The organism is Vibrio sp. nBUS_14 (assembly GCF_051201655.1).
Lineage (GTDB): Bacteria > Pseudomonadota > Gammaproteobacteria > Enterobacterales > Vibrionaceae > Vibrio.
On sequence record NZ_CP179206.1, the window covers coordinates 1,901,900 to 1,924,557 of the forward strand.

The 22,658-nt window shown below is 42.3% G+C and carries 16 protein-coding genes; 2 read left to right on the top strand and 14 right to left on the bottom strand.

Going from position 1 to position 22,658, the window contains the following annotated elements; genetic code table 11:
- Positions 1–63 precede the first annotated feature (63 nt).
- From ACMAZD_RS08910 to matP, 4 genes are all read right to left on the bottom strand, one after another.
- Positions 64–1,284: a hypothetical protein gene (locus ACMAZD_RS08910; RefSeq protein ID WP_435246962.1), complete on the bottom strand. Its 1,221-nt coding sequence runs from the start codon at positions 1,282–1,284 to the stop codon at positions 64–66.
- A gap of 176 nt (positions 1,285–1,460) precedes the next feature.
- Positions 1,461–1,772 carry a hypothetical protein gene (locus ACMAZD_RS08915; protein ID WP_435246963.1) on the bottom strand — a complete coding sequence of 104 codons (312 nt, stop codon included), beginning with the start codon at positions 1,770–1,772 and terminating at the stop codon, positions 1,461–1,463.
- A 104-nt stretch (positions 1,773–1,876) separates the two neighbouring features.
- Positions 1,877–2,185, bottom strand: coding sequence for a DUF3634 family protein (locus tag ACMAZD_RS08920; RefSeq protein ID WP_076672107.1), 309 nt, complete (start codon positions 2,183–2,185; stop codon positions 1,877–1,879).
- A 20-nt stretch (positions 2,186–2,205) separates the two neighbouring features.
- Positions 2,206–2,661 carry a macrodomain Ter protein MatP gene (matP, locus tag ACMAZD_RS08925; protein ID WP_017106977.1) on the bottom strand — a complete coding sequence of 152 codons (456 nt, stop codon included), beginning with the start codon at positions 2,659–2,661 and terminating at the stop codon, positions 2,206–2,208.
- A gap of 188 nt (positions 2,662–2,849) precedes the next feature.
- On the opposite strand from matP, the gene ACMAZD_RS08930 reads away from it, so the two are divergent.
- Positions 2,850–4,502: an AAA family ATPase gene (locus ACMAZD_RS08930; protein WP_435246964.1), complete on the top strand. Its 1,653-nt coding sequence runs from the start codon at positions 2,850–2,852 to the stop codon at positions 4,500–4,502.
- 70 nt (positions 4,503–4,572) lie between these two features.
- Entirely contained in the window at positions 4,573–5,088 is a 516-nt protein-coding gene (gene fabA / locus ACMAZD_RS08935; RefSeq protein WP_029223508.1) for a bifunctional 3-hydroxydecanoyl-ACP dehydratase/trans-2-decenoyl-ACP isomerase, read from the top strand.
- A gap of 250 nt (positions 5,089–5,338) precedes the next feature.
- On the opposite strand, the gene rmf is transcribed toward fabA, so the two are convergent.
- From rmf to pepN, 10 genes are all read right to left on the bottom strand, one after another.
- Positions 5,339–5,512, bottom strand: a complete 174-nt coding sequence (rmf, locus tag ACMAZD_RS08940) for a ribosome modulation factor (RefSeq protein ID WP_017074275.1) — start codon at positions 5,510–5,512, stop codon at positions 5,339–5,341.
- Between the two features lie 159 nt (positions 5,513–5,671).
- Complete coding sequence (locus ACMAZD_RS08945; protein WP_435246965.1) at positions 5,672–7,444, bottom strand: DUF3466 family protein; 1,773 nt, start codon at positions 7,442–7,444, stop codon at positions 5,672–5,674.
- Positions 7,445–7,454: 10 nt separating this feature from the next.
- The gene (locus tag ACMAZD_RS08950) at positions 7,455–9,371 is read right to left on the bottom strand and encodes an ABC transporter ATP-binding protein (RefSeq protein WP_435246966.1); all 1,917 of its coding nucleotides are present in this window, start codon (positions 9,369–9,371) and stop codon (positions 7,455–7,457) included.
- Positions 9,349–9,609 (bottom strand): glutaredoxin family protein, encoded by a 261-nt coding sequence (locus ACMAZD_RS08955; RefSeq protein ID WP_435246967.1) that lies wholly within the window; start codon positions 9,607–9,609, stop codon positions 9,349–9,351. Before ACMAZD_RS08955 ends, ACMAZD_RS08950 begins: the two co-directional genes overlap by 23 nt.
- A 25-nt stretch (positions 9,610–9,634) precedes the next feature.
- Complete coding sequence (gene rlmKL, locus ACMAZD_RS08960) at positions 9,635–11,755, bottom strand: bifunctional 23S rRNA (guanine(2069)-N(7))-methyltransferase RlmK/23S rRNA (guanine(2445)-N(2))-methyltransferase RlmL (RefSeq protein WP_435246968.1); 2,121 nt, start codon at positions 11,753–11,755, stop codon at positions 9,635–9,637.
- Between the two features lie 546 nt (positions 11,756–12,301).
- Positions 12,302–12,850, bottom strand: coding sequence for a cell division protein ZapC (locus tag ACMAZD_RS08965; RefSeq protein WP_435246969.1), 549 nt, complete (start codon positions 12,848–12,850; stop codon positions 12,302–12,304).
- Between the two features lie 194 nt (positions 12,851–13,044).
- Positions 13,045–14,055 (bottom strand): quinone-dependent dihydroorotate dehydrogenase, encoded by a 1,011-nt coding sequence (gene pyrD, locus ACMAZD_RS08970; protein ID WP_435246970.1) that lies wholly within the window; start codon positions 14,053–14,055, stop codon positions 13,045–13,047.
- A gap of 352 nt (positions 14,056–14,407) precedes the next feature.
- Positions 14,408–19,249 carry an NAD-glutamate dehydrogenase gene (locus tag ACMAZD_RS08975; protein WP_435246971.1) on the bottom strand — a complete coding sequence of 1,614 codons (4,842 nt, stop codon included), beginning with the start codon at positions 19,247–19,249 and terminating at the stop codon, positions 14,408–14,410.
- Between the two features lie 228 nt (positions 19,250–19,477).
- Positions 19,478–19,696, bottom strand: coding sequence for a DUF2835 domain-containing protein (locus ACMAZD_RS08980; RefSeq protein WP_004733645.1), 219 nt, complete (start codon positions 19,694–19,696; stop codon positions 19,478–19,480).
- A gap of 238 nt (positions 19,697–19,934) precedes the next feature.
- Positions 19,935–22,541 carry an aminopeptidase N gene (pepN, locus tag ACMAZD_RS08985; protein WP_435246972.1) on the bottom strand — a complete coding sequence of 869 codons (2,607 nt, stop codon included), beginning with the start codon at positions 22,539–22,541 and terminating at the stop codon, positions 19,935–19,937.
- Positions 22,542–22,658: the final 117 nt, after the last annotated feature.

The window sequence follows — 22,658 nt, forward strand, 5'->3', positions numbered from 1 at the left end:
AATCTCACCGTAAGTTACATCGTAACTAAAAAGAGGAGCTACATTAGATTGTGGCTCCTCTTTTTACATGTTTGTGGTCAGCTTACCTGGTATTCTGGCCTGTATTTGCTCCATGGTCGCTATTGACATCTGAACCGTTGAAAACCAATAAGGTCGATGTTTAATATTAAACAGTTCGCTATTCTCTAGGGCTTCAAAAATAGAGAACTTTCTGCCCTGAGAAAGGGCTGCACCGTACACGCTTCGTTCAAGGACTGGGATATCGTGAACTTCTTCAAGGAGCGCACGTTTAATAAACTGGTTATTTGGGCTCCAATCTATGTAATCGACTATTTTTTTCAGTAACTTAGTGTCTAAGATTTCTATCATAGATTCGAGAAACTGTGTGTTCGGGATAACCTCTGTACACGCATAGTATTCGTCGTGCTTGTCACTTGCATCCCGATAACCAAGCATGGTTTTAACGAGTGCATCTTCAAACGTCGCTGAAAAATGATTACAAATGACGAATAACGGCAGCGTTCTTAATACTCCAAGCAGAATACCAGCGTCTGGCTCTTTTACTGATGTCTCTTGTAACCGCATTCGGGTAGAGTTTGCTGTAACAACTAGGTGTTGCCAGACCTTAGGGACAATTGGCTTGATGTTATCATCAGACCATTTAATGAGTTGCTGACTCATAAGTAGTGGAAAGAGTAATTTACAATTTTCTATTCCAATTTGTCTCGCTGCTACTTTTGGATCCAGCACCACTTTCGATTTTTTACCGTATTTTTCTGTAAATTCCGGATTCGACACAAACTCAATAAGACTTGAACTTAGCGGCCTACTTTCAGCTGAAATTTGATGTAACTTGGAAAAGTTCAAAGATGACGAATAAGCAACACTAGCGAAATGGTTAAAATCCGGAAGTTCAGAAAAAAGAGAGCTCATCAATGTTTGTTCAAGCTTTTCGATCATCAACTCGGAAGCTGTATTACACACATCATCTATGACGTAACGTAATGTCTTTTGCTTTGCGACGACTTTTTCACGACGAGCACTGACTCTGTCTTGTTCACATCGCAACAGAATTCGCTGATTGTGAGATATTCGATCATTCTCATCGAAAATAACGCTATCACAATAGCGATTTTCCAAACTTAGCAGTGTGTCTACTGTCGTTTGTTTGAGTTTAAACTTTCGAGAGACCAACCACTTATTGAAGTGTTTTTCTACGTTAATTGAAAGCTTTCTCGATATTTCAATAACTTCAGGGGTGTAAACTTTGTTTGCTAACAACAACCGTGATTTTCCTTGACCTAATCTTTGCTACTCATCGTATTATATCCTAGCTATATATAATTAAGTCAATATTAATAGATATTTAAGATGCGCGAAGAACTTAGACTTTACAAAGTACCTATGGGGATTTAGTTATAGTGCCTTGAGTATGCACCTAGAAAGATTGAGAGCGTTATCTAGCTTTTGATTTGTAAACGAATGTACTTTTCAGGGAAGCTGTATTTAAACTTTCGATTATCAGGCAAGTTTTTTTGCGCTTGTTTGCATACACGACTATCACCGGAAGTCCTAACTTTTTTAATTCGAGCATAGCCTTTTGAATGGCGCATTTCGATCATTAAATCGCAGTACCCTTCAAGTTCGATCGAGCTTTTATTCATTCCTTTGAGGATTGAAGATTTGATTGTCTTTGCAACGGGATTAATTAATGCATCATCACTGAGTACGCTCGGAGACGTAAAGCACAACAAAAATACAAGATATTTCATACTGTTCTCAACTATGTGGTGTTGAAAACAGTATGCAAATTATTATGGCAAGTATGAGGTTAAATTAGTACTAGAGATTAGTAAGCAAACCACGGTTTCAAAAGTTATGCCTTCTTGGAACCTTTAGATTTGAAGCCATTATGAGGAAATACGTTTCGAATACGTTGTTGAATATTCTTAGGAATATCTTTCGTGAACTTCAGGTTATAACCTGAACGCTTTGCGTAAACCTTAAGCTCTCCTTGAAATGCATTGTTATGACCGATTTCTTGAAGGTTGTGCTTAAAGCTAGGTGGTAAATGCCCTTTTACTTGTTCAATCGCACCTTCTTTGAACTTTATCTTCAGTACCGGTCTATCAATTGCGACGAGCCAAAAAACCAATACGGCTCCGATTAAGATTACATACATCATAATGCCACCACTATTGCTGCTTATTTGTCGTCGGAAAGAAGTTTACTCAAATCTTCTTTGAGACTGGTTACTGTTTTGCTGGCCTGCTCACTTCGAGACGCTTCACTAACCAAATACTCTATCGCGTCAGATAACGTACAACCTAGCTCGTTTGCTCGTTGAGATAGCTTTTCCCAAACGCGATAATCAAGATCGATAGATTTCTTTTTAGTATGAACTTGTTCAGCGTTGAAGTGACGTTTACGCTTGGCTCTGATCGCTTGTTTAAGCTTGTTATCAAGCTCTGGCGACATGTTATTTGAGATCCACTCAAGAACCCCTGTAGGTTGGTGTTCTAGCTTCAACAAAGCTTGCACGGCAACATCAGCTTCACTTGAATCAATATGGCAGGTGATCGAATCGCCTTCTTTCCATTTTTTTACCAGGTAGTTCCATTTCCAACCACATTCTAAATTTTCAAGCTGCTGATATTTCATGTCTAATCTCGAGAGTTAACCTAGTGACAGCGTAACCCATAATGGGCTATTTAACAATTTTTGTCTTGAAAGAATAGACCAAGATCATACTTATATTAGCTTAGTGTTTAGTAACTACAACATAGACCTATATGACTCCACTCTTTTTCTATATACTCCCTACCTTATTATCATTATCAGACATTTAAATGACTCAAGTAGATTGGCGACATGTAACGCCTCAGTACGATGAATATAGCGCTCAACTAGAGCAATTCCCTGACATCTCTCCTTTCATATTCTCAGATATTCAACATAGATTTAGAGATGCGCTAACCCGTTTTGTACGCCTATCCAATCTTTCACGAGTTCTACTTGTTAATGCGCCTGACAATTCGATCTATCGTCAACTCATCGTTGAATCTTTAACGTCGGAGTTAAACAACGACGCTCAGCCTGTTATAAAAACCGAATCTTTAAATGCAGCCGCTTTATTTGACCAAGTTCAGTCTAAAGATGGTGAAGTAGTTGCAACAAAGCCGGGACTACTTTCTAAAGCAAACAACGGTTATCTGGTTGTTTCAGCTAATCTGATCCTTGCAAACCCCGGAAGCTGGCTATTATTGAAATCAGCGCTTCTCGGTGAAGCTGTTGAGCCAATTAGCAGTTTTCCTGAGCATCTAAATCAGGCACCTGTCGAAGCACTGACATACAACATTAAGTTAATTGTTGTCGGAGACCGCGCTCAACTTGGTGATCTGGATTATCTAGATGGCGATATTCAAACAGGATTTTGTCTATTCAGTGAAATAGAACAAGATATTAAGCTCTCCAATGAGAGCCTAACGCAATACCTTGGCTATCTTAAATGGTTGCAACGTCGCTATAACCTTCCAACGATAACTCAAGAAGCTTTGGTTGGGATCCTAACGGCAGGCGCAAGAGAAACGGAAGATCAGAGCTACATACCGCTATGTCCGATTTGGCATAACGCGCTGTTGAATGAAGCACTCATCGAAGCAAATGGTGGTGATATTGATATTCACCATATTCAGCAAGCTCAACAACACAAATACAACCGCGAGTCTTACCTTCCTGAACGTGCTCTCGATGATATTCGAGATGGCCAAGTCATCATCGAAACAGAAGGTGAACAAGTAGGACAAGTTAACGGCCTGACGGTCATCGACGTTCCTGGACACCCTATTTCTTATGGTGAACCGGCTCGTATTTCCTGTGTTATTCATTTTGGCGATGGCGACATTACCGATGTAGAACGAAAAGCAGAGCTTGGTGGCAACCTTCACGCTAAAGGCATGATGATTATGCAAGCATTCGTCAGCAGCGCGCTTAACCTTGAAGATCCGTTGCCATATGCTGCTTCTGTTGTGTTTGAGCAATCATACTGCGAAGTTGATGGCGATAGTGCCTCTCTTGCTGAGCTTTGCTCTCTGGTAAGTGCTTTGTCGGAATACCCTATCAATCAACAAATAGCGGTAACCGGTGCTGTCGACCAATTCGGTCGTGTACAAGCCGTTGGTGGGCTAAACGAGAAAATCGAAGGCTTCTACCATGTGTGTAAACATAACGGGCTAACTGGCGAACAAGGTGTGATTCTTCCAAGATCTAACTTAAGACATCTTGCTCTGAAGCCAGACCTAATTGAAAGCATCAAAAACAAAGAATTCCATATTTGGTCTGTCTCTAATGTAGATGAAGCTATTCCTCTTATTATGAACGCACCATTTAGGGACGAAGAACAAGAAAGCGTTCTGAGTAAAATCGCGGAACGTATTGAAAACTTTGAAAGACATGAACACCCAATTGGAATTGTTGGACGCATTAAAAACTGGTTTGTCTAGTACTGATCGGACTTGTTTAGCGTACACCTGTTCACTAATATGCACCTATCAAAAATCGGAGTAATTGATAATGCAAAACAAACGTGATTCTTACACTCGCGAAGAGCTTCTAGCATCAAGCCAAGGCGAACTATGGCCAGAAGGCCCTCAACTTCCAGCACCAAACATGCTAATGATGGATCGCATCACTAAAATGTCTGAAACTGAAGGTGATTTCGGTAAAGGTTTGATTCTTGCTGAGCTGGATATTACTCCTGACCTATGGTTCTTCGATTGCCACTTCCCTGGTGACCCTGTAATGCCTGGTTGTCTTGGCCTAGATGCAATGTGGCAGCTTGTTGGCTTCTACCTTGGTTGGGTTGGCGGTAAAGGCAAAGGCCGTGCTCTAGGTGTTGGTGAAGTTAAATTCACTGGCCAAATCCTACCTACAGCTAAAAAAGTAACTTACGAAATTCACATGAAACGAGTTGTTAACCGTCGCCTAGTAATGGGCCTTGCAGATGGTCGCGTTCTTGTTGATGGTAAAGAGATCTATGTGGCTAAAGATTTGAAAGTTGGTCTTTTCCAAGACACATCAGCATTCTAGTCTAATAGTTTGATTTTTAATAAAGCAGCCAATGGTTGCTTTATTTTTACTTCAATACATTTAGTTATAGTGCGCTAGGTTGTAATTAGGTAGCTCTAAGCAATTATAGTTCCACCAGCGAAACAATCTTAAATCACTTTATAAGCGACCAATTCACGGTTTAGAAGGCGTTGTATAGCTCTCCGAAACTACAAAGCTCCAGTTGTTTAATACAACATGGAGCCTTGACCTTTGAATATGTTTGCCCTATCTACTTATAGAGACCCGAATGCTTATCATCTTTGGCATCACGCCAACCACCTAACCAATATGATTTAGAATCCATTTGGCTATATGGGCAAGCTTCTTGTGACCTGCCATTTAAACCAGCTTTGTAACCTTGAGATTGTGCTCGTTCTAGGCGATCACGCTTTTGTCTCTTCATAGTGCAGTCCTCATACGGGTGTTCGTTTACTAACATACAATGATTACAACTTCGTGGAGTTTGGTTGACTCCAACTTTAAGAATTGACCACTTTTGAGCTTTTCTCAAGGCGAAAAAAAGCCCGAGTTCAGAATTGTGAACTCGGGCTCAAGGGATAAATTATTTAAATTTTCTACGGAACCCTAACAGACCAAGCACGGTCAAACCTAACCAACCTAACCCAGCACCTTGGCGGTCAACTTTTACTGAATCTGTGCTACGAGTCTGGATATCTTTTTCAGTAGCACCGCGAATAGGAACTAACTTTACCGCGACAACTTCTTCGACTGCATTAGATGACGCCCCACCACAATATGAGTTGTGAGACGTTGTGTCATACGGTTGAGTCGTTCCTCCAACTGTACATTTAATAGCAGTAGCAGAGATCACACCAGCATCGTTAATGTCAGTTGCATCAATAATTCGGAACTTGTTGTTTTCTCCAGAAGCATTGCCATCGTTCGTTAGATCATCTAACCACCAAGCCTGGCCATTGAAGATGTTTACACGACGCTCATTTTTCGATGAAGCAACATCATAAGGATAAATAAAACCTCGGTGTCCTCGCTCGCTACCATTAACTTCTCGAGTCGTATCAAAATCAATTTGCCCAACAATCTCGTTGAAGTTGTTAACTGCCTTAGCTTCACCGCTAGAGCCACTAAAGAAGATACCTCCGGTCAAAAATGTAGCTTTCGGATTTGCTGCGTCTTTAACCACAAATATCTTATTGCCGGCACTGCCACTCTCTGGCACATAACCGTTACGCTTAGCATAGCCAACAGCAAACAGGTTCTCGTTAATATCGGTCGCTACAGAGTTACTGTAAAACGCATCGTCATTAGATGATCCAGATTTAACCTCTGCACCACTAATTGCTTTAGTAGTCCAAGTCGAAGTCGCATCAGAAATATCCAGTGAATCACTCACAAAGACACTTGCATTCATGTCTTGTAGGTCACCACTACCATTCACTGTATCGAAACCAACGCCGTATAACTTTCCAGAGTTTGCTACAAGGCCACGCATGCTTCCTTGTGCGAAGTAATCTCCTGTTTGCGGGATATTACCTTGTGACCAAATAAATTGGTGAACTTCTCCGTCCTTCCAGACAGCAGCTTTAGAACTAAATGTAGTGCTAGAAGTCCCTGTTACAGGCCCTTTTATAGATATGCTACCAAAATTATAAACGATATTATCAACAGTCAGAGCTCCCCAGGCGCGAGATTCAGAAGCGGTATTTAGTGGGACAGTAGTAACAGCCTTGTGTCGTATGTCATGACCATTAGACTCTGTACCTAGAACAGCCCCAGTTTCATCGAGGGCATTAATAATAACGTTAAATTGGCTGATCGATGATGTTCCACCTTCGACGAAAGCTTGAGCGTTAACCTGAGTAAGGTCATTTATTTCACGACTCCAAGTATTCCAACGTTTAGCTGCCCAAGAGTTACAAGTATTGTACCTTAATTCACGGTCACAATACTTTTCAAAATCTTTGGATTCCTGAATGTATTGAAATGCTGCATCCATCGCAAATGGAACTTCTTCACGGTAACTAACAGCTTCTTCAAATACTTTTTTGTTATCTCCGGCTCCTTCTTCTGCAAGCCTCACTTCTACAGCAGCTAAAAACTTATTTTCTATTGGGTTTTCGTTAGGAGCGTTCGAGCAATTTATGGCAGTAGAGTCAAAACAACCTAACAATAAATCATCAGTTCCATCGTTCGCAGAACCCGGTTGTATAGCGACACCATAAGACTTTTGGGCATCACCGAGAACTATTGAAGATGGTACATCAAGCTCAATAACCTTATAAAGCGCAGCATTCGCATTAGTTGCAGCAAAAACTAATGCTGCAACTGTTGTTAATTTAAATATAGTACAAGTCATTATTTACTTCTTAACTTTCCTGTTGTAATGCCTCGAGCTCTTCCCAGCGCTCAAAAGCAACTTCAAGCTCCTGCTCTACTGCAGATAGCTTATTTAAAACTGGTTGTGTCTGCTCTACAGATTTTGAGAAGAAGTCTGGATCATTAACTTCTTGCTGCAGAGTTTCAATCTCGGTTTCCAATTCTTCTAGACGCAAAGGTAACGTTTCTAATTCTCGTTGTAGCTTATACGATAACTTCTTAGGTTTAGCTTTAACTGGCGCAGTTTTGGGAGTTTCCTCAACAACTTTCTCCGCCTTTGCTGGCTTTTCAGCCTGACGATACTCAAGTGCTTGTGCTCTTTGTTTCTGAGCATCGTGGTAACCACCAACAAACTCTTCTACTACACCATTACCTTCAAATATCCAACTCGTCATTACCGTGTTATCAACGAACTGACGATCGTGGCTCACGAGAAGCAACGTACCCTCATAGTTGGCAAGCAAATCTTCTAAAAGTTCCAATGTTTCGATATCTAAATCATTGGTAGGCTCATCAAGAATCAACAAGTTATTCGATTTAAGGAAAATACGAGCCAATAACAAGCGGTTTTTCTCACCACCAGACAGCGCTTTAACCGGTGTACGAGCACGTTTAGGAGAGAATAAGAAATCTTGTAAGTAGCTCAGTGCATGACGCTCACGTCCGCCTACAGTTACTTCTTGCTTACCATCAGCCAGGTTATCAATCACCGACTTCTCAGGGTCTAGAATTTCGCGGTATTGGTCAAAGTAAGCGACTTCTAGCTTAGTACCACAATGTAAACGACCTGAATCAGGTTTAAGTTGATCAAGAAGCAGTTTAAGAACTGTACTCTTACCACAACCATTTGGCCCGATAAGTGCGATACGGTCGCCACGCATGATGTTGAAGCTAAAGTCTGTAACGATCTCTTTGCCTTCAAATGCAAAGTTAAGGTTCTCAGCTTCAAATACGATTTTACCTGAACGTGCAGACGTATCGATTTGGATATTCGCTTTACCCTGTACTTCACGACGATCTTGACGCTCTTCGCGAAGCTTTTTAAGGGCACGAACACGGCCTTCATTACGCGTACGACGCGCTTTGATCCCTTGACGGATCCAAACTTCTTCTTGCGCTAGCTTTTTGTCGAATTCAGCGTTTTGCATCTCTTCAACACGTAGCGCTTCTTCTTTTTCTAGCAAGTAGTTGTCGTAGTCACCAGGGAAAGAACTTAGCTTGCCACGGTCAAGATCAACAATGCGTGTTGCCATTGATTTGATAAAAGCACGGTCATGCGAGATAAAGATGATTGAACCACGGAAGTCTTTTAAGAAAGCTTCTAACCATTCGATCGTTGCTACGTCTAGGTGGTTGGTAGGCTCATCAAGCAGTAATACGTCAGGGTCGCATACAAGCGCACGTGCAAGTGCAGCTTTACGTTGCCAACCACCAGACAGTTCCGTCAGTTTGGTGTTGGCTGTTAGTTTAAGAGCAGCAAGAACATTACTTACGCGATCTTCAAAACGCCAAGCATTCGCATGATCCAATTTTTCTTGAACGCGAGTAAGACGGTTCAAATTCTTTTCGCTGGGATCTTCTGCAATGACATCAAGTAAGTTGTGGTATTCCTTAAGCAGCTCACCAATCTCAGCTAAACCACCGGATACGTATTCGTAAACAGAGCCTTGCTCATTACGCGGTGGATCTTGCTCTAAACGAGATACAACCACATCTTGTGTGATCTGCATCTTGCCGTCATCCATGATGATGTTGCCAGACAAAATCTTCATCAACGTTGATTTACCTGCACCATTACGGCCAACCAAACACACACGTTCGTTTTCTTGCAGTGCGAAATCCGCACCGTCTAATAATGGATGATCGCCAAACGCTAATTGCCCATTATGAATTGTAAGTAATGCCATTCTTCTTTAACCAATCGTTAAGTTCTAACAAGCCAAATGGCCAGTTAAGCTCTGAGTGTTGAGACAAATCAGAGATTTCAAATTTGAGCACCGGAATAGTGACCCCGTAACGGGAAAAGAGCTCATCATCCAATGCGATATCCACCACATTGATCTGATGAGTTATATTCAACTGTTCCGTGAGTTTGAATGCCATCTCACATAGATGGCATCCTTCTGTACTGTAGAGAGTCAGCACTATGTATCCTTATACAACCTCTTAATTACTTATGAGTAATCAACCAGCAGTTATGAATGTGCTTGTTGCGAGAAAAATCCAGTGGCAACGTCTTAGACGAGATATTCTGAGCTTTAAGACCCAACTCTTCCAGACCTTCCATATCCATCTTGAAATGACGCTTGTTGTTAGAGAACACAATTGTGCCTTCTTCTCTTAGAATACGCTTTAGGTCTTCCATCAACTGGATGTGGTCACGTTGAACATCAAAAGATTGATCCATACGCTTAGAGTTTGAGAACGTTGGCGGATCAATAAAGATCAAATCGTAAGATCCTTGCTCTTTCGCCAACCATTGTAAGCAGTCAGCTTGAACAAATTGATGTTGACGACCAACGCGACCGTTCAGTTCCATGTTCTCTTTTGCCCACTCAAGATACGTGTTCGACATATCAACAGTCGTTGTAGAGCGAGCGCCACCTACTGCTGCATGAACAGAAGCACTGCCTGTGTAAGCAAACAGGTTCAAGAAGTCTTTACCACCAGCGATCTCACCAATACGACGACGAGTGATCTTATGATCTAAAAACAAACCTGTATCTAGGTAATCATGAAGGTTAACAATCAGCTTAACGCCATATTCGTTTACTTCTAAGTTAGAAGAGTCTTGAGCCATCTTCTGGTATTGAGAACGACCCTTCTGCTTCTGACGAACCTTGAGCACGACATTGTTTGCTTCAACGCCAGTTACTTGAATAGAAGCGCGGATGATATCGGTTAAGCGACGCTTCGCTTTGTCTTCCGGCACATCTTTCGGCGCTGCGTATTCTTGAATCACAAGATGACCTGGGTATACGTCAATCGCTACATTGTATTCTGGTAAGTCTGCATCGTAGATACGGTAGCAATCTAGTTGCTCTTTCTTAGCCCATTTACCGATCTTGCCGATGTTCTTTTTAAGACGGTTCGCGAAATCAGGTGCAATTAGCTGTTCTTGCTCGCCAGTTGGACGCTCAGACATAGGACGGTCTGAAATTGAGTAGTTTTTTTGGTGACACGGTAACGCGCCGTTATTCAGTTTGAACTGTTTATCTGCACGCATACGCAAGCAGCTAAGTAATTCATCAGAACTTGAGAAGATAGAAGCCTTGCAACCGCCAAACTCAGCCTTCAGTTGAGCACCAAATGCTGTGTACAGTGCAATCAAGCCAGGCTCTGTACCTAAACGCTCACCATAAGGAGGGTTGGACACAATCACACCATCATTGAACTCTGCAGGGCGTTTAAGCTTTGCAGCATCACCTACTTCGAATTCAATCAACTCTTCAACGCCAGCACGACGTGCATTGTCACGCGCCGTTTTGATCATGCGCTCATCATTGTCGTAGCCATAGAACTTACATTCTACTTTCTTAACGCCACGACGGCCTTGAACATTAGCTTCTGCTTTAACTTCAGCCCAAAGCTCTGGTTCGAAATCTTCTAGTGACTCAAAACACCATTTCTGACGTTTCACACCAGGTGCCATGTTTGCAGCCATCATCGCCGCTTCAATGACTAACGTACCTGAACCACACATAGGATCTAGGAAAGGTTTCGTTGCATCCCAACCACTACGAAGAAGAATCGCCGCAGCAAGGGTTTCACGCAGTGGTGCGCGACCTGATTCCGGGCGGTAACCACGTTGATGAAGACCAACACCTACCATATCAACACCAAGGATTGCTTTGTCACGATGCAAACGAACATGGATACGAATATCTGGATTTTCTTTGCTAATAGATGGGCGCGGTAAAGACTTCTTCTCGAAGCAATCTACGACGGCATCTTTTACTTTCATTGCACCGTATTGGCTATTCCGGATTTCATTATTCGTACCGTTGAAATCAACAACGAAACGCTTAGTGCTATGGAATTGATTTACCCAATTAACCGCTGTGGTTGATAGGTAAAGATCCATGTCGTCCATACAAGTGAATTCTGAAAGGACACGTACAAATCGAGAAGCCAAACGACTCCACAAACAACAACGATAAATTTGCTCATTAGTGGCTTTGAATTTAACACCTGCTTGAACAGGTTTTGCATTTGTAATCCCTAGTTGGGTTAGTTCTTCAACTAATAAATTCTCAAGGCCGTTTGAGGTAACCGCTAGATATTGATTCATAGTGTTCTTTTATTGGTAAAAATGAGCTCGATTATACCTGAATTTGCTACTAGAGCATCACACTAAACTCGTCTTTTCATTGAATCTTTCGACTAACTGCTTAGCAAATGCTCAGCCATGAAGCGATCGCTTACCCGCACTCCCTTACAACACAACAACGCTCAATCTCACAGAAATAACACTCATCAATAGGCTCAAACCATCGAGTGCATTTATATTCACTCCAATAATGGTATATACCAAGATAAAATTTAGGTTGGAACTTAGCAACAAAAGACCAAGAACAGGGAATAAACAGAGGAAATCCGCTATCGATAGTGGGGAAATCGGTCGAAATTGAGGTTAAAAAAGATACTTTTTTTACAAATTAAATAGGTGAACAACGTCATTCAAATGAATGAACTACGTCATATTTATTGAGATAGGCTTTTTTAGGCACAAAAAAATCGGCTATTAAGCCGATTATGGGGAAGGTATTACAGGTTTATTTATAGCGATGATTGGCGAAATAATGCTCTAGTGATGATTTAGGTTAGAGATTAGAGATTAACCCACCATCGCAATATGCGTTTGATGAAGGATGGCATTCGCGTCAGTCATTCTATCGTGCATGACTTTAATCGAATCTCCAAAGCGTAACCCTTTTGAAGGCGTTAGGAGGAACTCTTCTAAGTCTACAAATGCACATAAGCTCGCACACTCTCCGACTTCTAATACAATGAAGTAACCAAGGTTATGCTCGTTATTCATTTGTACAATATCCCCTTCTTGAGGATATTCATGGCCCGCACCTTGTGAGTCAAAGAACCAGCTTTTAGGCTGTACAGGCTTATGAAAACGCTTTGCGGCCACACAATAAAGTGCAAGCTCGGCTTGTCGCGGCTCAGACAACTCTAAGCCAGAAATTTGTTCTTTGAAGGTTTGGTAAGAAGATGCATCGTCAACAGTGAATTCATTATCTTTAAAAGCGCAGTCCACCAGCTTATTGCGGACCAGATTCGTTTTAAAAATCATATCCTCTCCGAGGTTTAGCATCAATGAACATTGCTGCTCATCGTAATACCAACTCCATGTATCGCTAGGTTTAAGCATCATTTCGTCTCACACTGTTGAACCATTCCGTTAGGTAAAACGCAAAATTACCTCTAATTACAGTAATTTTACTGCGCAACAGGCAAAAAAAAAGAGGAAATGAATTCCTCTTTCTTATCGCTTTTCTCTACAACTCAGTGAGTTACAGTGTCTCTTTTGTCAAGACGGTGCCGGATCATAGCTTAAGCTTTTACGGACTACAGGTTTTTAACGATGTCACGAACAAGGCCTGGGCCTTTGTAGATGAAACCAGAGTAAACTTGTACAAGTTTAGCGCCTGCCATCATTTTCTCTTTTGCAGCAACGTAAGAGTCAACACCACCTACCCCGATGATCGGCAGTTGGTCACCCAGCTCTTCGTGAAGTTTGCGAACAACTTCAGTACTTCGAGATTGAACTGGACGTCCGCTTAGGCCACCCGCTTCGTCGCAATGCTTCATGCCTTCAACGATACTGCGATCCAATGTCGTGTTGGTTGCGATCACACCGTCGATCTTATTTTTGATCAATGATTCGCAAATCTGGCTGATTTCGTCATCACTTAGATCCGGAGCGATCTTAAGAGCAAGCGGAACATATTTGCCATGCTTCGCTTCTAATGCAGATTGCTTGGTTTTTAGTTCAGACAACAGATCATCAAGTGCTTCGCCATATTGTAGCGAACGAAGTCCTGGAGTATTTGGTGAAGAGATATTTACCGCAATGTAACCTGCGTATTGGTATACCTTCTCCATACAGATAATGTAATCTTCTGCGCCCTTTTCAATTGGCGTGTCTTTGTTCTTACCAATATTGATACCTAAGATACCGTCATAGTTAGACTTCTTAACATTCTCAATTAGGTTATCTACGCCTAGGTTGTTAAAACCCATGCGATTGATAATACCTTCGGCTTCAACAAGACGGAACAAACGTGGTTTGTCATTACCGGCTTGTGGGCGAGGAGTAACAGTCCCTACTTCTACAAAACCAAAACCCATTGCACCAAATGCATCAATACATTCGCCGTTTTTGTCTAGGCCGGCAGCAAGGCCAACTGGGTTTTTAAAAGTGAGACCCATGCACTCTACAGGTCGGTGAGGTAATTGTTGGCGATACAAAAGATCAATAGGTGTGCCAGTAAAGCGTTTGAAATTTTGAATTGCAAGATCATGAGCCTTTTCGGCATCAAGTTGAAAAAAGCCAGTTCTGGCTAGACGGTAAAGCATTGTGCCTCCGATAGAAAAAAGCGCCGTGTAAACGGGGCAATATTATTTACTTATTTACCCAACTATTCAATCTATTACTGTCTGTAAGGGTAAGATAATCGAGTTTGCTAACGAATGAGGTTTATTATTAAGCAAACGTTACCGTATACTCCGGTGAATAGCTATTTCATTATTATTCGTGTAACGAGCATAAGTTAACTTGCCCAAGCATAAGTGACTCAACGAAATAATTGGACACGTCATTCACTATTCAGCCAAATGACATTGCTCTGCCAAATAACACTGTTCAGCCAAACGAAAAAGGCAGACCTAATATAGTCTGCCCTTGTTTCTTTTCGTTTTTATCTAATCGCTAGTCTGTCGACATGCAGTTTAGATTCAATAGCATCAATTCACGCAGTGCTACTGAGAACTTAGCAAACTCATGAACTGAACCGACTTTGAATTCGTTCAAGATACTTTCCCAACGATGCAGAGAAACCGAGTTACTTTCCATCCAGTCATCAAGTGCTTTAATCACATCGATATCTGAAGCACAACCGCAGTTAAGTACTTGGCCCGTTAGCTGACGTTGCTGCCAATCCAGATCTTCCCTGAATGCTGCACGTGCCAGCGCTTGCCAGTTGTTGTCTACTGCTTGGCCATTAATTTGCTTCAAGAACCAGTGCAAAGACAGGCGGTCACCAAGGTTAAAGTAAAGCTTAGACGCTTGTTGTACTGTTTTACCTGTTTCGCGAGCCACTGTGGATATATCCAGTGCTGAGTACAAGCTAGACAAACGCGCGACTGAATTAGCCAACTCAGCGTTTACGCCTTGCTCAATCCATAGCTGTGCCATTGCGTTATGCTCTTCTACTTCAGAAGCCACTAGGTTTTCATCCAGTTTCTCTGTGATAGTAAGAACATCGCCTTGGTAAAGTTCAATCAATGCTTTCACTGACTGTTTACCAGTACGGTTTCTTAACAACCAACGAGCCAAACGACGAAGTGTACGGCGAACATGGTAGATCAATTCATATTGAGCTTCAGAACTTGAAACATTGTCCAGTTCACGGATGCTCTTCAGAACTTTACCAAGACCGTAGATTTCACGTGATGCTGCGTAAGCATTTGCAATATCAACGATATTTGCGCCCGTCTCTTCTTGCAGACGAGTAACGAAGTTACAACCCATTTCGTTAACCATTTGGTTAGCCAATGCCGTCGCAATGATTTCAGAGCGTAATGGATGGTTATCCATATGCTGATAATAGTTACGACGTAACGCTGTTGGGAAGTATTGCATAAGCTGTTGAGCATGGAATTCATCATTAGCGATATCATCACTAACAAGATCTTCTTTAAGTACCATTTTACCGTAAGCGACAAGTACAGAAAGCTCTGGTCTTGTTAGGCCTTGGCCCTGCTTTTCACGCTCAAGCAGTGTTTCGTCATCTGGGATGTATTCCAAACCACGATCCAAGTACCCTGCTTTTTCCATTGTATGAATAAAGCGGATTTGCTCTTTTACTAAGCCAACACCTTGATGCTCAGTAACCGAAATAGACTCAGCTTGGCAATATGCGTCGTCTAGTACGATTTCGCCCACTTCATCTTCCATCGATTCAAGCACTTGGTTACGTTGCTTAACGGTTAGATCACCATTAGACACCAAACCATTCAAGAAGATCTTAATGTTTACTTCATTATCTGAACAGTCAACACCGCCAACGTTATCAACGAAATCAGTATTAACGCGGCCACCCGTAAGCGCGTATTCAATACGACCCAATTGAGTCATACCCAAGTTACCGCCTTCACCAACAACCTTAGCTTTCAGGTCACAGCCATCGATACGAAGCACGTCATTTGCACGGTCACCCACATCAGTATGAGTCTCGTTTGAAGACTTAACGTATGTACCGATACCGCCATTCCAAAGAAGATCAACCTGCATAGACAAGATCGCTTTGATCAAGTCATTCGGTGCCATTGATGCTTTCTTGGTCCCCAGCATTTTCTGAATTTCAGGCGTAAGAGAGATAGACTTCGCTCGACGAGAGAAGATACCACCACCTTGAGAGATAAGGTCTTTGTTGTAATCTTCCCAGCTTGATCGAGGTAGATTAAACAAGCGCTCACGCTCTACCCAGCTTGATGCTGATTCTGGATTCGGGTCGATGAAGATATGCATGTGGTTAAACGCAGCTTGTATACGAATATGCTTAGACAACAGCATGCCGTTACCAAACACATCGCCCGCCATATCACCTACACCGATAGCAGTAAAATCCGTTGTTTGACAGTTGATGCCCATTTCACGGAAGTGACGCTTAACAGATTCCCAACCACCTTTCGCGGTGATACCCATCGCTTTATGGTCGTAACCGTTAGAACCACCAGAGGCAAACGCATCACCTAACCAGAAGTTGTATTCATCAGATACTGAGTTTGCTAGATCTGAGAACGTTGCAGTACCTTTATCGGCAGCAACAACCAAGTACGGGTCATCTTCATCGTGACGAACAACACTCTTAGGTGGGATAACCTCGCCTTCAATGATGTTGTCTGATACATCTAGTAATGCACGGATGAAGCGCTTGTAACAACGTTGACCTTCAGCAAAAATTTCATCACGGCCAGACATCATGTGCTGACGCTTACAAACGAAACCACCTTTTGCACCAACCGGTACAATTACTGTGTTCTTAACTTGTTGCGCTTTAACTAGGCCTAGAATCTCAGTACGGAAATCCTCTTGACGATCTGACCAACGTAAACCACCACGGGCGACTTTGCCGCCACGTAAATGCACACCTTCAATGTCTGGTGCATAAACGAAGATCTCAAACGCAGGAACCGGCGCTGGGATGTCTGGAATCTCGCTTGGTCTCATTTTCAGAGCCAACCAAGGTTTAGACTGTTTATTGTCGTCTAACTGATAGTAGTTAGTACGAAGCGTTGCTGTGATCATTTCCATGTAGCGACGAATGATGCGATCATCATCCAAGCTTTCTACATGATCCAACTGTTCAGTGATCTTCTTGATAAGATCTTGTTGGCCTTTCGCGCTGCCCTTCAATTTAGGATCAAAACGCTTGCCGAATAAGCTCACTAACCCTTTTGCTAGATCTGGGTAATGAGACAATGTGTCTTCAATGTATTGTTGACTGAATGGGAAACCAACTTGACGCATGTAACGCGCATACGCACGTAAGATTGAGATTTCACGGCCTGAAAGACCTGCACCTAATACCAAGCGGTTGAAACCATCGCTGTCTAACTCACCCGCCCAAATCGCAGCAAAGGCTTGTTGGAATAGATCGCGAGCTTCACGAAGATCAATCGTCTTGTCACTCTTATGCAGCATCGAGAAGTCAAGGATCCAATAAGTCACCCCATTGGTCTTGCGCACTTCATACGGTGATTCACCAATAACGCGCAGACCGAAGTTTTCAAGCATTGGCATAACATCAGACAGGTGAATCGGCTCATCACTGTGGTAGAACAATTTTAAACGAACGGCTTTAGAGTCTGCCGCCTCTTCTTGAGGACGATAGAAAAGCATGCCAAGTTTGTTGTCTTCACTCAGAGCTTCTAGACGTTCGATATCTGCAACCGCAGAACCAGGCATCATGTCTTCTTTGTACGAACGTGGGAATGCACGCATGTACTCTTTCGATAACGGAAGACCTTTGCTCTCACCGAAGTTAGCAACGATTGATCCAGACAGGCGGTCATCCCACGTAGACGATACTTCCATTAAATTTTGCTCAATTGTTTTCACGTCCACATCCATGTTGTTGTTATCAACACGAACAATATAATGCGTTCTTGCCAGTGGGCTTTCAGAGAAGTATGTCGTGAATTCGACTTCTTCTTTGCAACCGAAGTATTGCTTCAAAATACGTTGGGTTTGACGACGAAGCTCGGTGTTGTAACGATCTTTTGTTACGTAAACCATACAGCTGAAGAAACGGCCAAACGGGTCTTTACGAACAAACAAACGCAGAAGATCGCGATCTTGCATTTGTACTACGCCAGTACCCACTTCAAGTAACTCTTCTTCTCTAGCTTGAAGCAGTTCATCACGCGGATAGTTTTCTAGAATGTTGTGCAGAGCTTTGTAAGAATATGAACCCTTACGGTAACCACTTGCATCTAAGATACGCTCAACTTTCTCTCGAACGAGAGGAATGCTCTCAACCGTTTGGTTATAAACGGCAGAAGTGTAAAGACCCGAAAAGCGGTGCTCACCAATGACCTTACCGTTTTTATCAAACTTCTTGATACCGATGTAATCATTGTAAGCTGGGCGGTGAATGCGTGAAGCCGTGTTGCCCTTGGTAACGATCAGTACATACGGTTTTTTTGCTTCCAAGCGTGCCGAGTCTGAAAACTCAGATAGCTTAACGTTACGTACACGATCTGAATTTGCGAACAAACCAAGGCCTTGCTCCTTGGTCGGTTGTAGCTCAGTATCGCCATTCACAGAAACAAGGTCATATTCCTTGTAACCCATAAACGTAAAGTTGTGCTCGCCTAACCAACGAAGAAACGCGAGAGTTTCATCAAAGCGCTGGCCATCGACTGGAATCGTCTCTTTTTGCTCTTCAACTTGATTAGTGACTTCTTCAAGTCGTTCTACCATTTTCAGCCAATCATTAACCACAAGACCAGTATCGGTAAAGATATCCAGTAGTTCGGTTTTAAGTGCTGTCATTTCAGCTTTGCTGCTAAGACGGTCAACTTCAATATGGAAAAGCGATTGGAAAACACCTTCATTATTGCTGACGCCAACAACACTTCCCTTATCAGAACGGGAGATTTGTGTAGGGTTGTGAAGCATAAGGTGAGAAGAGAGATCGAGGCGAGTTAATGCCATTTTTACAGAATCAACGAGGAATGGGCTATCTGGTACCACTATCTCAACGATAGTGTGAGTCGATTGCCAGCCTTGGCGACTTACTGTCGGGTTAAAAACACGGACAGAAATTTCGTCGGCTTTCTTTTCATTGATGTGATGCCATAAACTAACTACAGCACCGTATAAATCGGATTCGTTTCTCTGAGTTAGGTCGTCTTGAGAAACGTTACTAAACAAGTGTTGAGCAAGTTGAGTTACGAGAGGTCGATGAGCAAGGTCAAGTTTGTCTTGAATCAGTTTGTACACTTTTTCAAGTAAAACTGGAACCACAGTTTCACGTGCGGTCATAGTCACACTCCACAATTAGAATTATATTTTATTATTAGGGGGCTTACTTAAGCTGGTGTTTGAATTGAGCCGTTGAGCTCTTTCCTACTAACGAGTTAAGTAAAGGTAATGCATCCATTTATTGTAAAAGCATTATTGAGAAATGGTTAATTGTTTTGGAGGTGGTAAGAGGTGAAATGTTTGATTATGTGATTAAGATTCCTTTTAACTCACTAGGCACGCCAAGGTTTACAGAGCTTCCAACTTAATAAACTTATTTTTTTGGTCAGTTGTCAGTCTAAATTGCCCTCTAACCCCTATTTGTGTAAGAAATGGTCTGAACCGAGTTGCAGGTAACTGTAGACGCAATCCAGTGGTCGTTATCACTTGAACTTTACTTGCTGCACCAGAATAGCTAGCCAAAAACTGTTGATATGAGATGTTAAGTTGGAAAATATAGCGATTCATACGATACCTGTGTAAATATACAGTGCCGGTGTTTTTTGGCACTTAATAATGTCTGACTGTAGAACTTAGCTTGAATACTTCTCTAGCTTATCGAAAATTCGATGACCCAGAAACAAAAAATCAGTGGCAGATGACCTCTACCACTGATGAATTTTTCTTCATTGGTAAACATTTTATTAGCAAGCCGCTTATTATCAAACAGCTTATTAACAAACAGTTACCTGAATGAGCGACTGACTTAAGCCTCGAGTGCTTTCGTCACTTTCTCAAATAAGTCTTTAGCTAGATTATCCATACCCTTTAAAGCCTCAAGCTGCTTTTTAATCAAAGCTTGGCGTTGATCATCGTACTTACGGAACTTAAGCAAAGGATCAATCAGACGTGATGCTACTTGTGGGTTGCTACTGTTAAGCTCACGTAAGATTTCGCCTGCAAACTCATAGCCCTGACCTGACTTGTCGTGGAACTGAACTGGGTTCATGTTTAAGAATGAACCGACCAAGTTACGAGTACGGTTCGGGTTTTTCAAACTAAACGCTTGGTGTGACATAGACGCCTTGATCACTTCAAGTGCGTTTGAACTTGGGTTCGCTCCTTGAAGAGCAAACCACTTGTCCATGACAAGACCATCGTGTTTCCACTTATCGCTGTAATCCGCCATTAAAGTTTCACGACATGGAAGTTGTGCACTGTTCGCGGCGCCCATTGCTGCCATTGTGTCTGTCATGTTGTTTGCTTGCTGGTACATAGCAACAACCAAGTCATTACCCTTTTCAGTATGAGCTAAATAACTTAGACACACTTTACGCAAAGTACGCTTACCAATCGAATCATGGTCAATCGTGTATTCTGCTAATGCATTGCTGTGGTAAACCGCAGCAAGTTCATCTTCAAGCTCTTTTGCTAACATCACTTTCATTGAATGAAGTACTGACGCAACCGCATCGATGTCGACACGCTCGTACCAACCCGATACTTCATTATGGCTTGGTAGTGAAAGCATCTCTGCAATAAATGCAGGTTCTAACGAATCACTGAGCAATACACCACGGAATGCATCAACCACTTCAGAAGAAAGTGCAAACTTTTGGCCTTGTTGAACGTTATCTACGTTGCTACGGATGTATTTCGCTAGCAGCATTTGCCCTGCATCCCAACGAGAGAATTCGTTGCGAGCATTCACCATCAAGAAGATCAGCTCTTCGTCTGAATAGTTGTATTCAAGTTTCACCGGTGCAGAAAACTCACGCAGCACAGATGGAACTGGTTGCTCGTTTACATTCTCAAACACAAACGTTTGTTCTGCTTCTTTCACATCTAATACATTATGAACTGGCTGACCGTTACATTGTAACTCAATCACATCACCCGACGCTGTGTATAGCTCGATATCTAGAGGGATATGCAGAGCTTGCTTTTCGGTTTGCTCATGAGTTGGCGTTGTTGCTTGGCGAGTCGTTAACGTGTACTCTTTTTTCTCTGCGTCGAAATGGCTTTCAACAGAAAGCGTTGGCGTACCTGATTGGCTATACCATAAACGGAACTGAGACAGATCAACACCCGATGCGTCTTCCATTGCCGCGACGAAATCTTCACATGTTGCTGCCGTGCCATCGTGACGTTCAAAGTATAGCTTCATGCCTTTTTGGAAACCGTCTTCACCCAACAATGTGTGGATCATTCGGATCACTTCACTGCCCTTTTCGTATACCGTCAATGTGTAGAAGTTATTCATTTCTATCACTTTTTCTGGGCGAATTGGGTGAGACATTGGGCTCGCATCTTCTGCGAATTGTGGACCACGAATAATACGAACATTATTGATGCGGTTTACTGCGCGAGAGCCAAGATCAGAAGAGAACTCTTGGTCACGGAAAACCGTTAAACCTTCTTTCAAACTCAGCTGGAACCAATCACGACAAGTGACTCGGTTACCTGTCCAGTTATGGAAATATTCGTGGCCAATAACGGCTTCAATACCTAGGTAGTCGGTATCTGTCGCGGTTTGGTCATTCGCTAAAACGAATTTAGAGTTAAATACATTCAGGCCTTTATTTTCCATCGCACCCATGTTGAAGAAATCAACGGCTACGATCATGTAGATGTCTAAGTCATACTCAAGATTGAAGCGCTCTTCGTCCCACTTCATTGAATTAATCAAAGAAACCATCGCATGGTTTGCTCGGTCGAGGTTACCTTTGTCGACAAAGATTTCTAAGTCAACATTACGACCAGATTGCGTAGTGTATGCATCACGAAGTACATCGAAGTCACCCGCAACTAAAGCAAACAGGTACGCTGGTTTTGGATGTGGGTCTTGCCATTTCACCCAGTGACGGCCGTTTTCAGCTTCGCCTTTGTCGATACGGTTACCATTACTTAATAAGAATGGGTTTTCAGCTTTGTCTGCGATGACCGTTGTCGTGAATTTCGCCAACACATCCGGGCGATCCATATAGTAAGTAATGCGGCGGAAACCTTCAGCTTCACATTGAGTACAGAACGCACCACCCGACTTGTACAAACCTTCAAGTGCGCTGTTCCCTTCAGGGTCAACTTCCGTCACGATCGTTAATGTAAAATCATTCGGAAGATCATTCAAAGTAAGTAGAGTTTCAGACTGTTCGAACTGCGTCCACTCCTTACCTTCAACCAAAATAGACACCAACTTCAAGCCTTCACCCTCAAGTACTAATGTCGAGCTTTCTTTCTCCTGCTTAACACTAGAAACAGCAGTAATGATGGATGCTGAATCGTACAAATCGAAAGTCAGATCGATTTCAGAAATAGTGTGAGATGGTGATTGATAATCTTTACGATATTTGGCTTGAGGTGTATGTGCCATGACGGGTTCCTTTTGATCGTTATACGTAATTATTTTTAACTGTATATATCTAAAGGTTGAGCGCCAATAAAACAAGGGGAATATTAAAAAAAGAAGGCATTGTAGGAAAATGCCTCC

Excerpts from the sequence above, each read along its gene's own strand:
- ACMAZD_RS08920 (WP_076672107.1), bottom strand. The coding sequence starts at position 2,185 with ATGATGTATGTAATCTTAATCGGAGCCGTATTGGTTTTTTGGCTCGTC.
- ACMAZD_RS08980 (WP_004733645.1), bottom strand. The coding sequence starts at position 19,696 with ATGAATCGCTATATTTTCCAACTTAACATCTCATATCAACAGTTTTTG.
- fabA (WP_029223508.1), top strand. The coding sequence starts at position 4,573 with ATGCAAAACAAACGTGATTCTTACACTCGCGAAGAGCTTCTAGCATCA.
- pyrD (WP_435246970.1), bottom strand. The coding sequence starts at position 14,055 with ATGCTTTACCGTCTAGCCAGAACTGGCTTTTTTCAACTTGATGCCGAA.
- ACMAZD_RS08975 (WP_435246971.1), bottom strand. The coding sequence starts at position 19,249 with ATGACCGCACGTGAAACTGTGGTTCCAGTTTTACTTGAAAAAGTGTAC.
- rlmKL (WP_435246968.1), bottom strand. The coding sequence starts at position 11,755 with ATGAATCAATATCTAGCGGTTACCTCAAACGGCCTTGAGAATTTATTA.
- ACMAZD_RS08915 (WP_435246963.1), bottom strand. The coding sequence starts at position 1,772 with ATGAAATATCTTGTATTTTTGTTGTGCTTTACGTCTCCGAGCGTACTC.
- matP (WP_017106977.1), bottom strand. The coding sequence starts at position 2,661 with ATGAAATATCAGCAGCTTGAAAATTTAGAATGTGGTTGGAAATGGAAC.
- rmf (WP_017074275.1), bottom strand. The coding sequence starts at position 5,512 with ATGAAGAGACAAAAGCGTGATCGCCTAGAACGAGCACAATCTCAAGGT.
- ACMAZD_RS08945 (WP_435246965.1), bottom strand. The coding sequence starts at position 7,444 with ATGACTTGTACTATATTTAAATTAACAACAGTTGCAGCATTAGTTTTT.
- ACMAZD_RS08930 (WP_435246964.1), top strand. The coding sequence starts at position 2,850 with ATGACTCAAGTAGATTGGCGACATGTAACGCCTCAGTACGATGAATAT.
- ACMAZD_RS08950 (WP_435246966.1), bottom strand. The coding sequence starts at position 9,371 with ATGGCATTACTTACAATTCATAATGGGCAATTAGCGTTTGGCGATCAT.
- pepN (WP_435246972.1), bottom strand. The coding sequence starts at position 22,541 with ATGGCACATACACCTCAAGCCAAATATCGTAAAGATTATCAATCACCA.
- ACMAZD_RS08965 (WP_435246969.1), bottom strand. The coding sequence starts at position 12,850 with ATGATGCTTAAACCTAGCGATACATGGAGTTGGTATTACGATGAGCAG.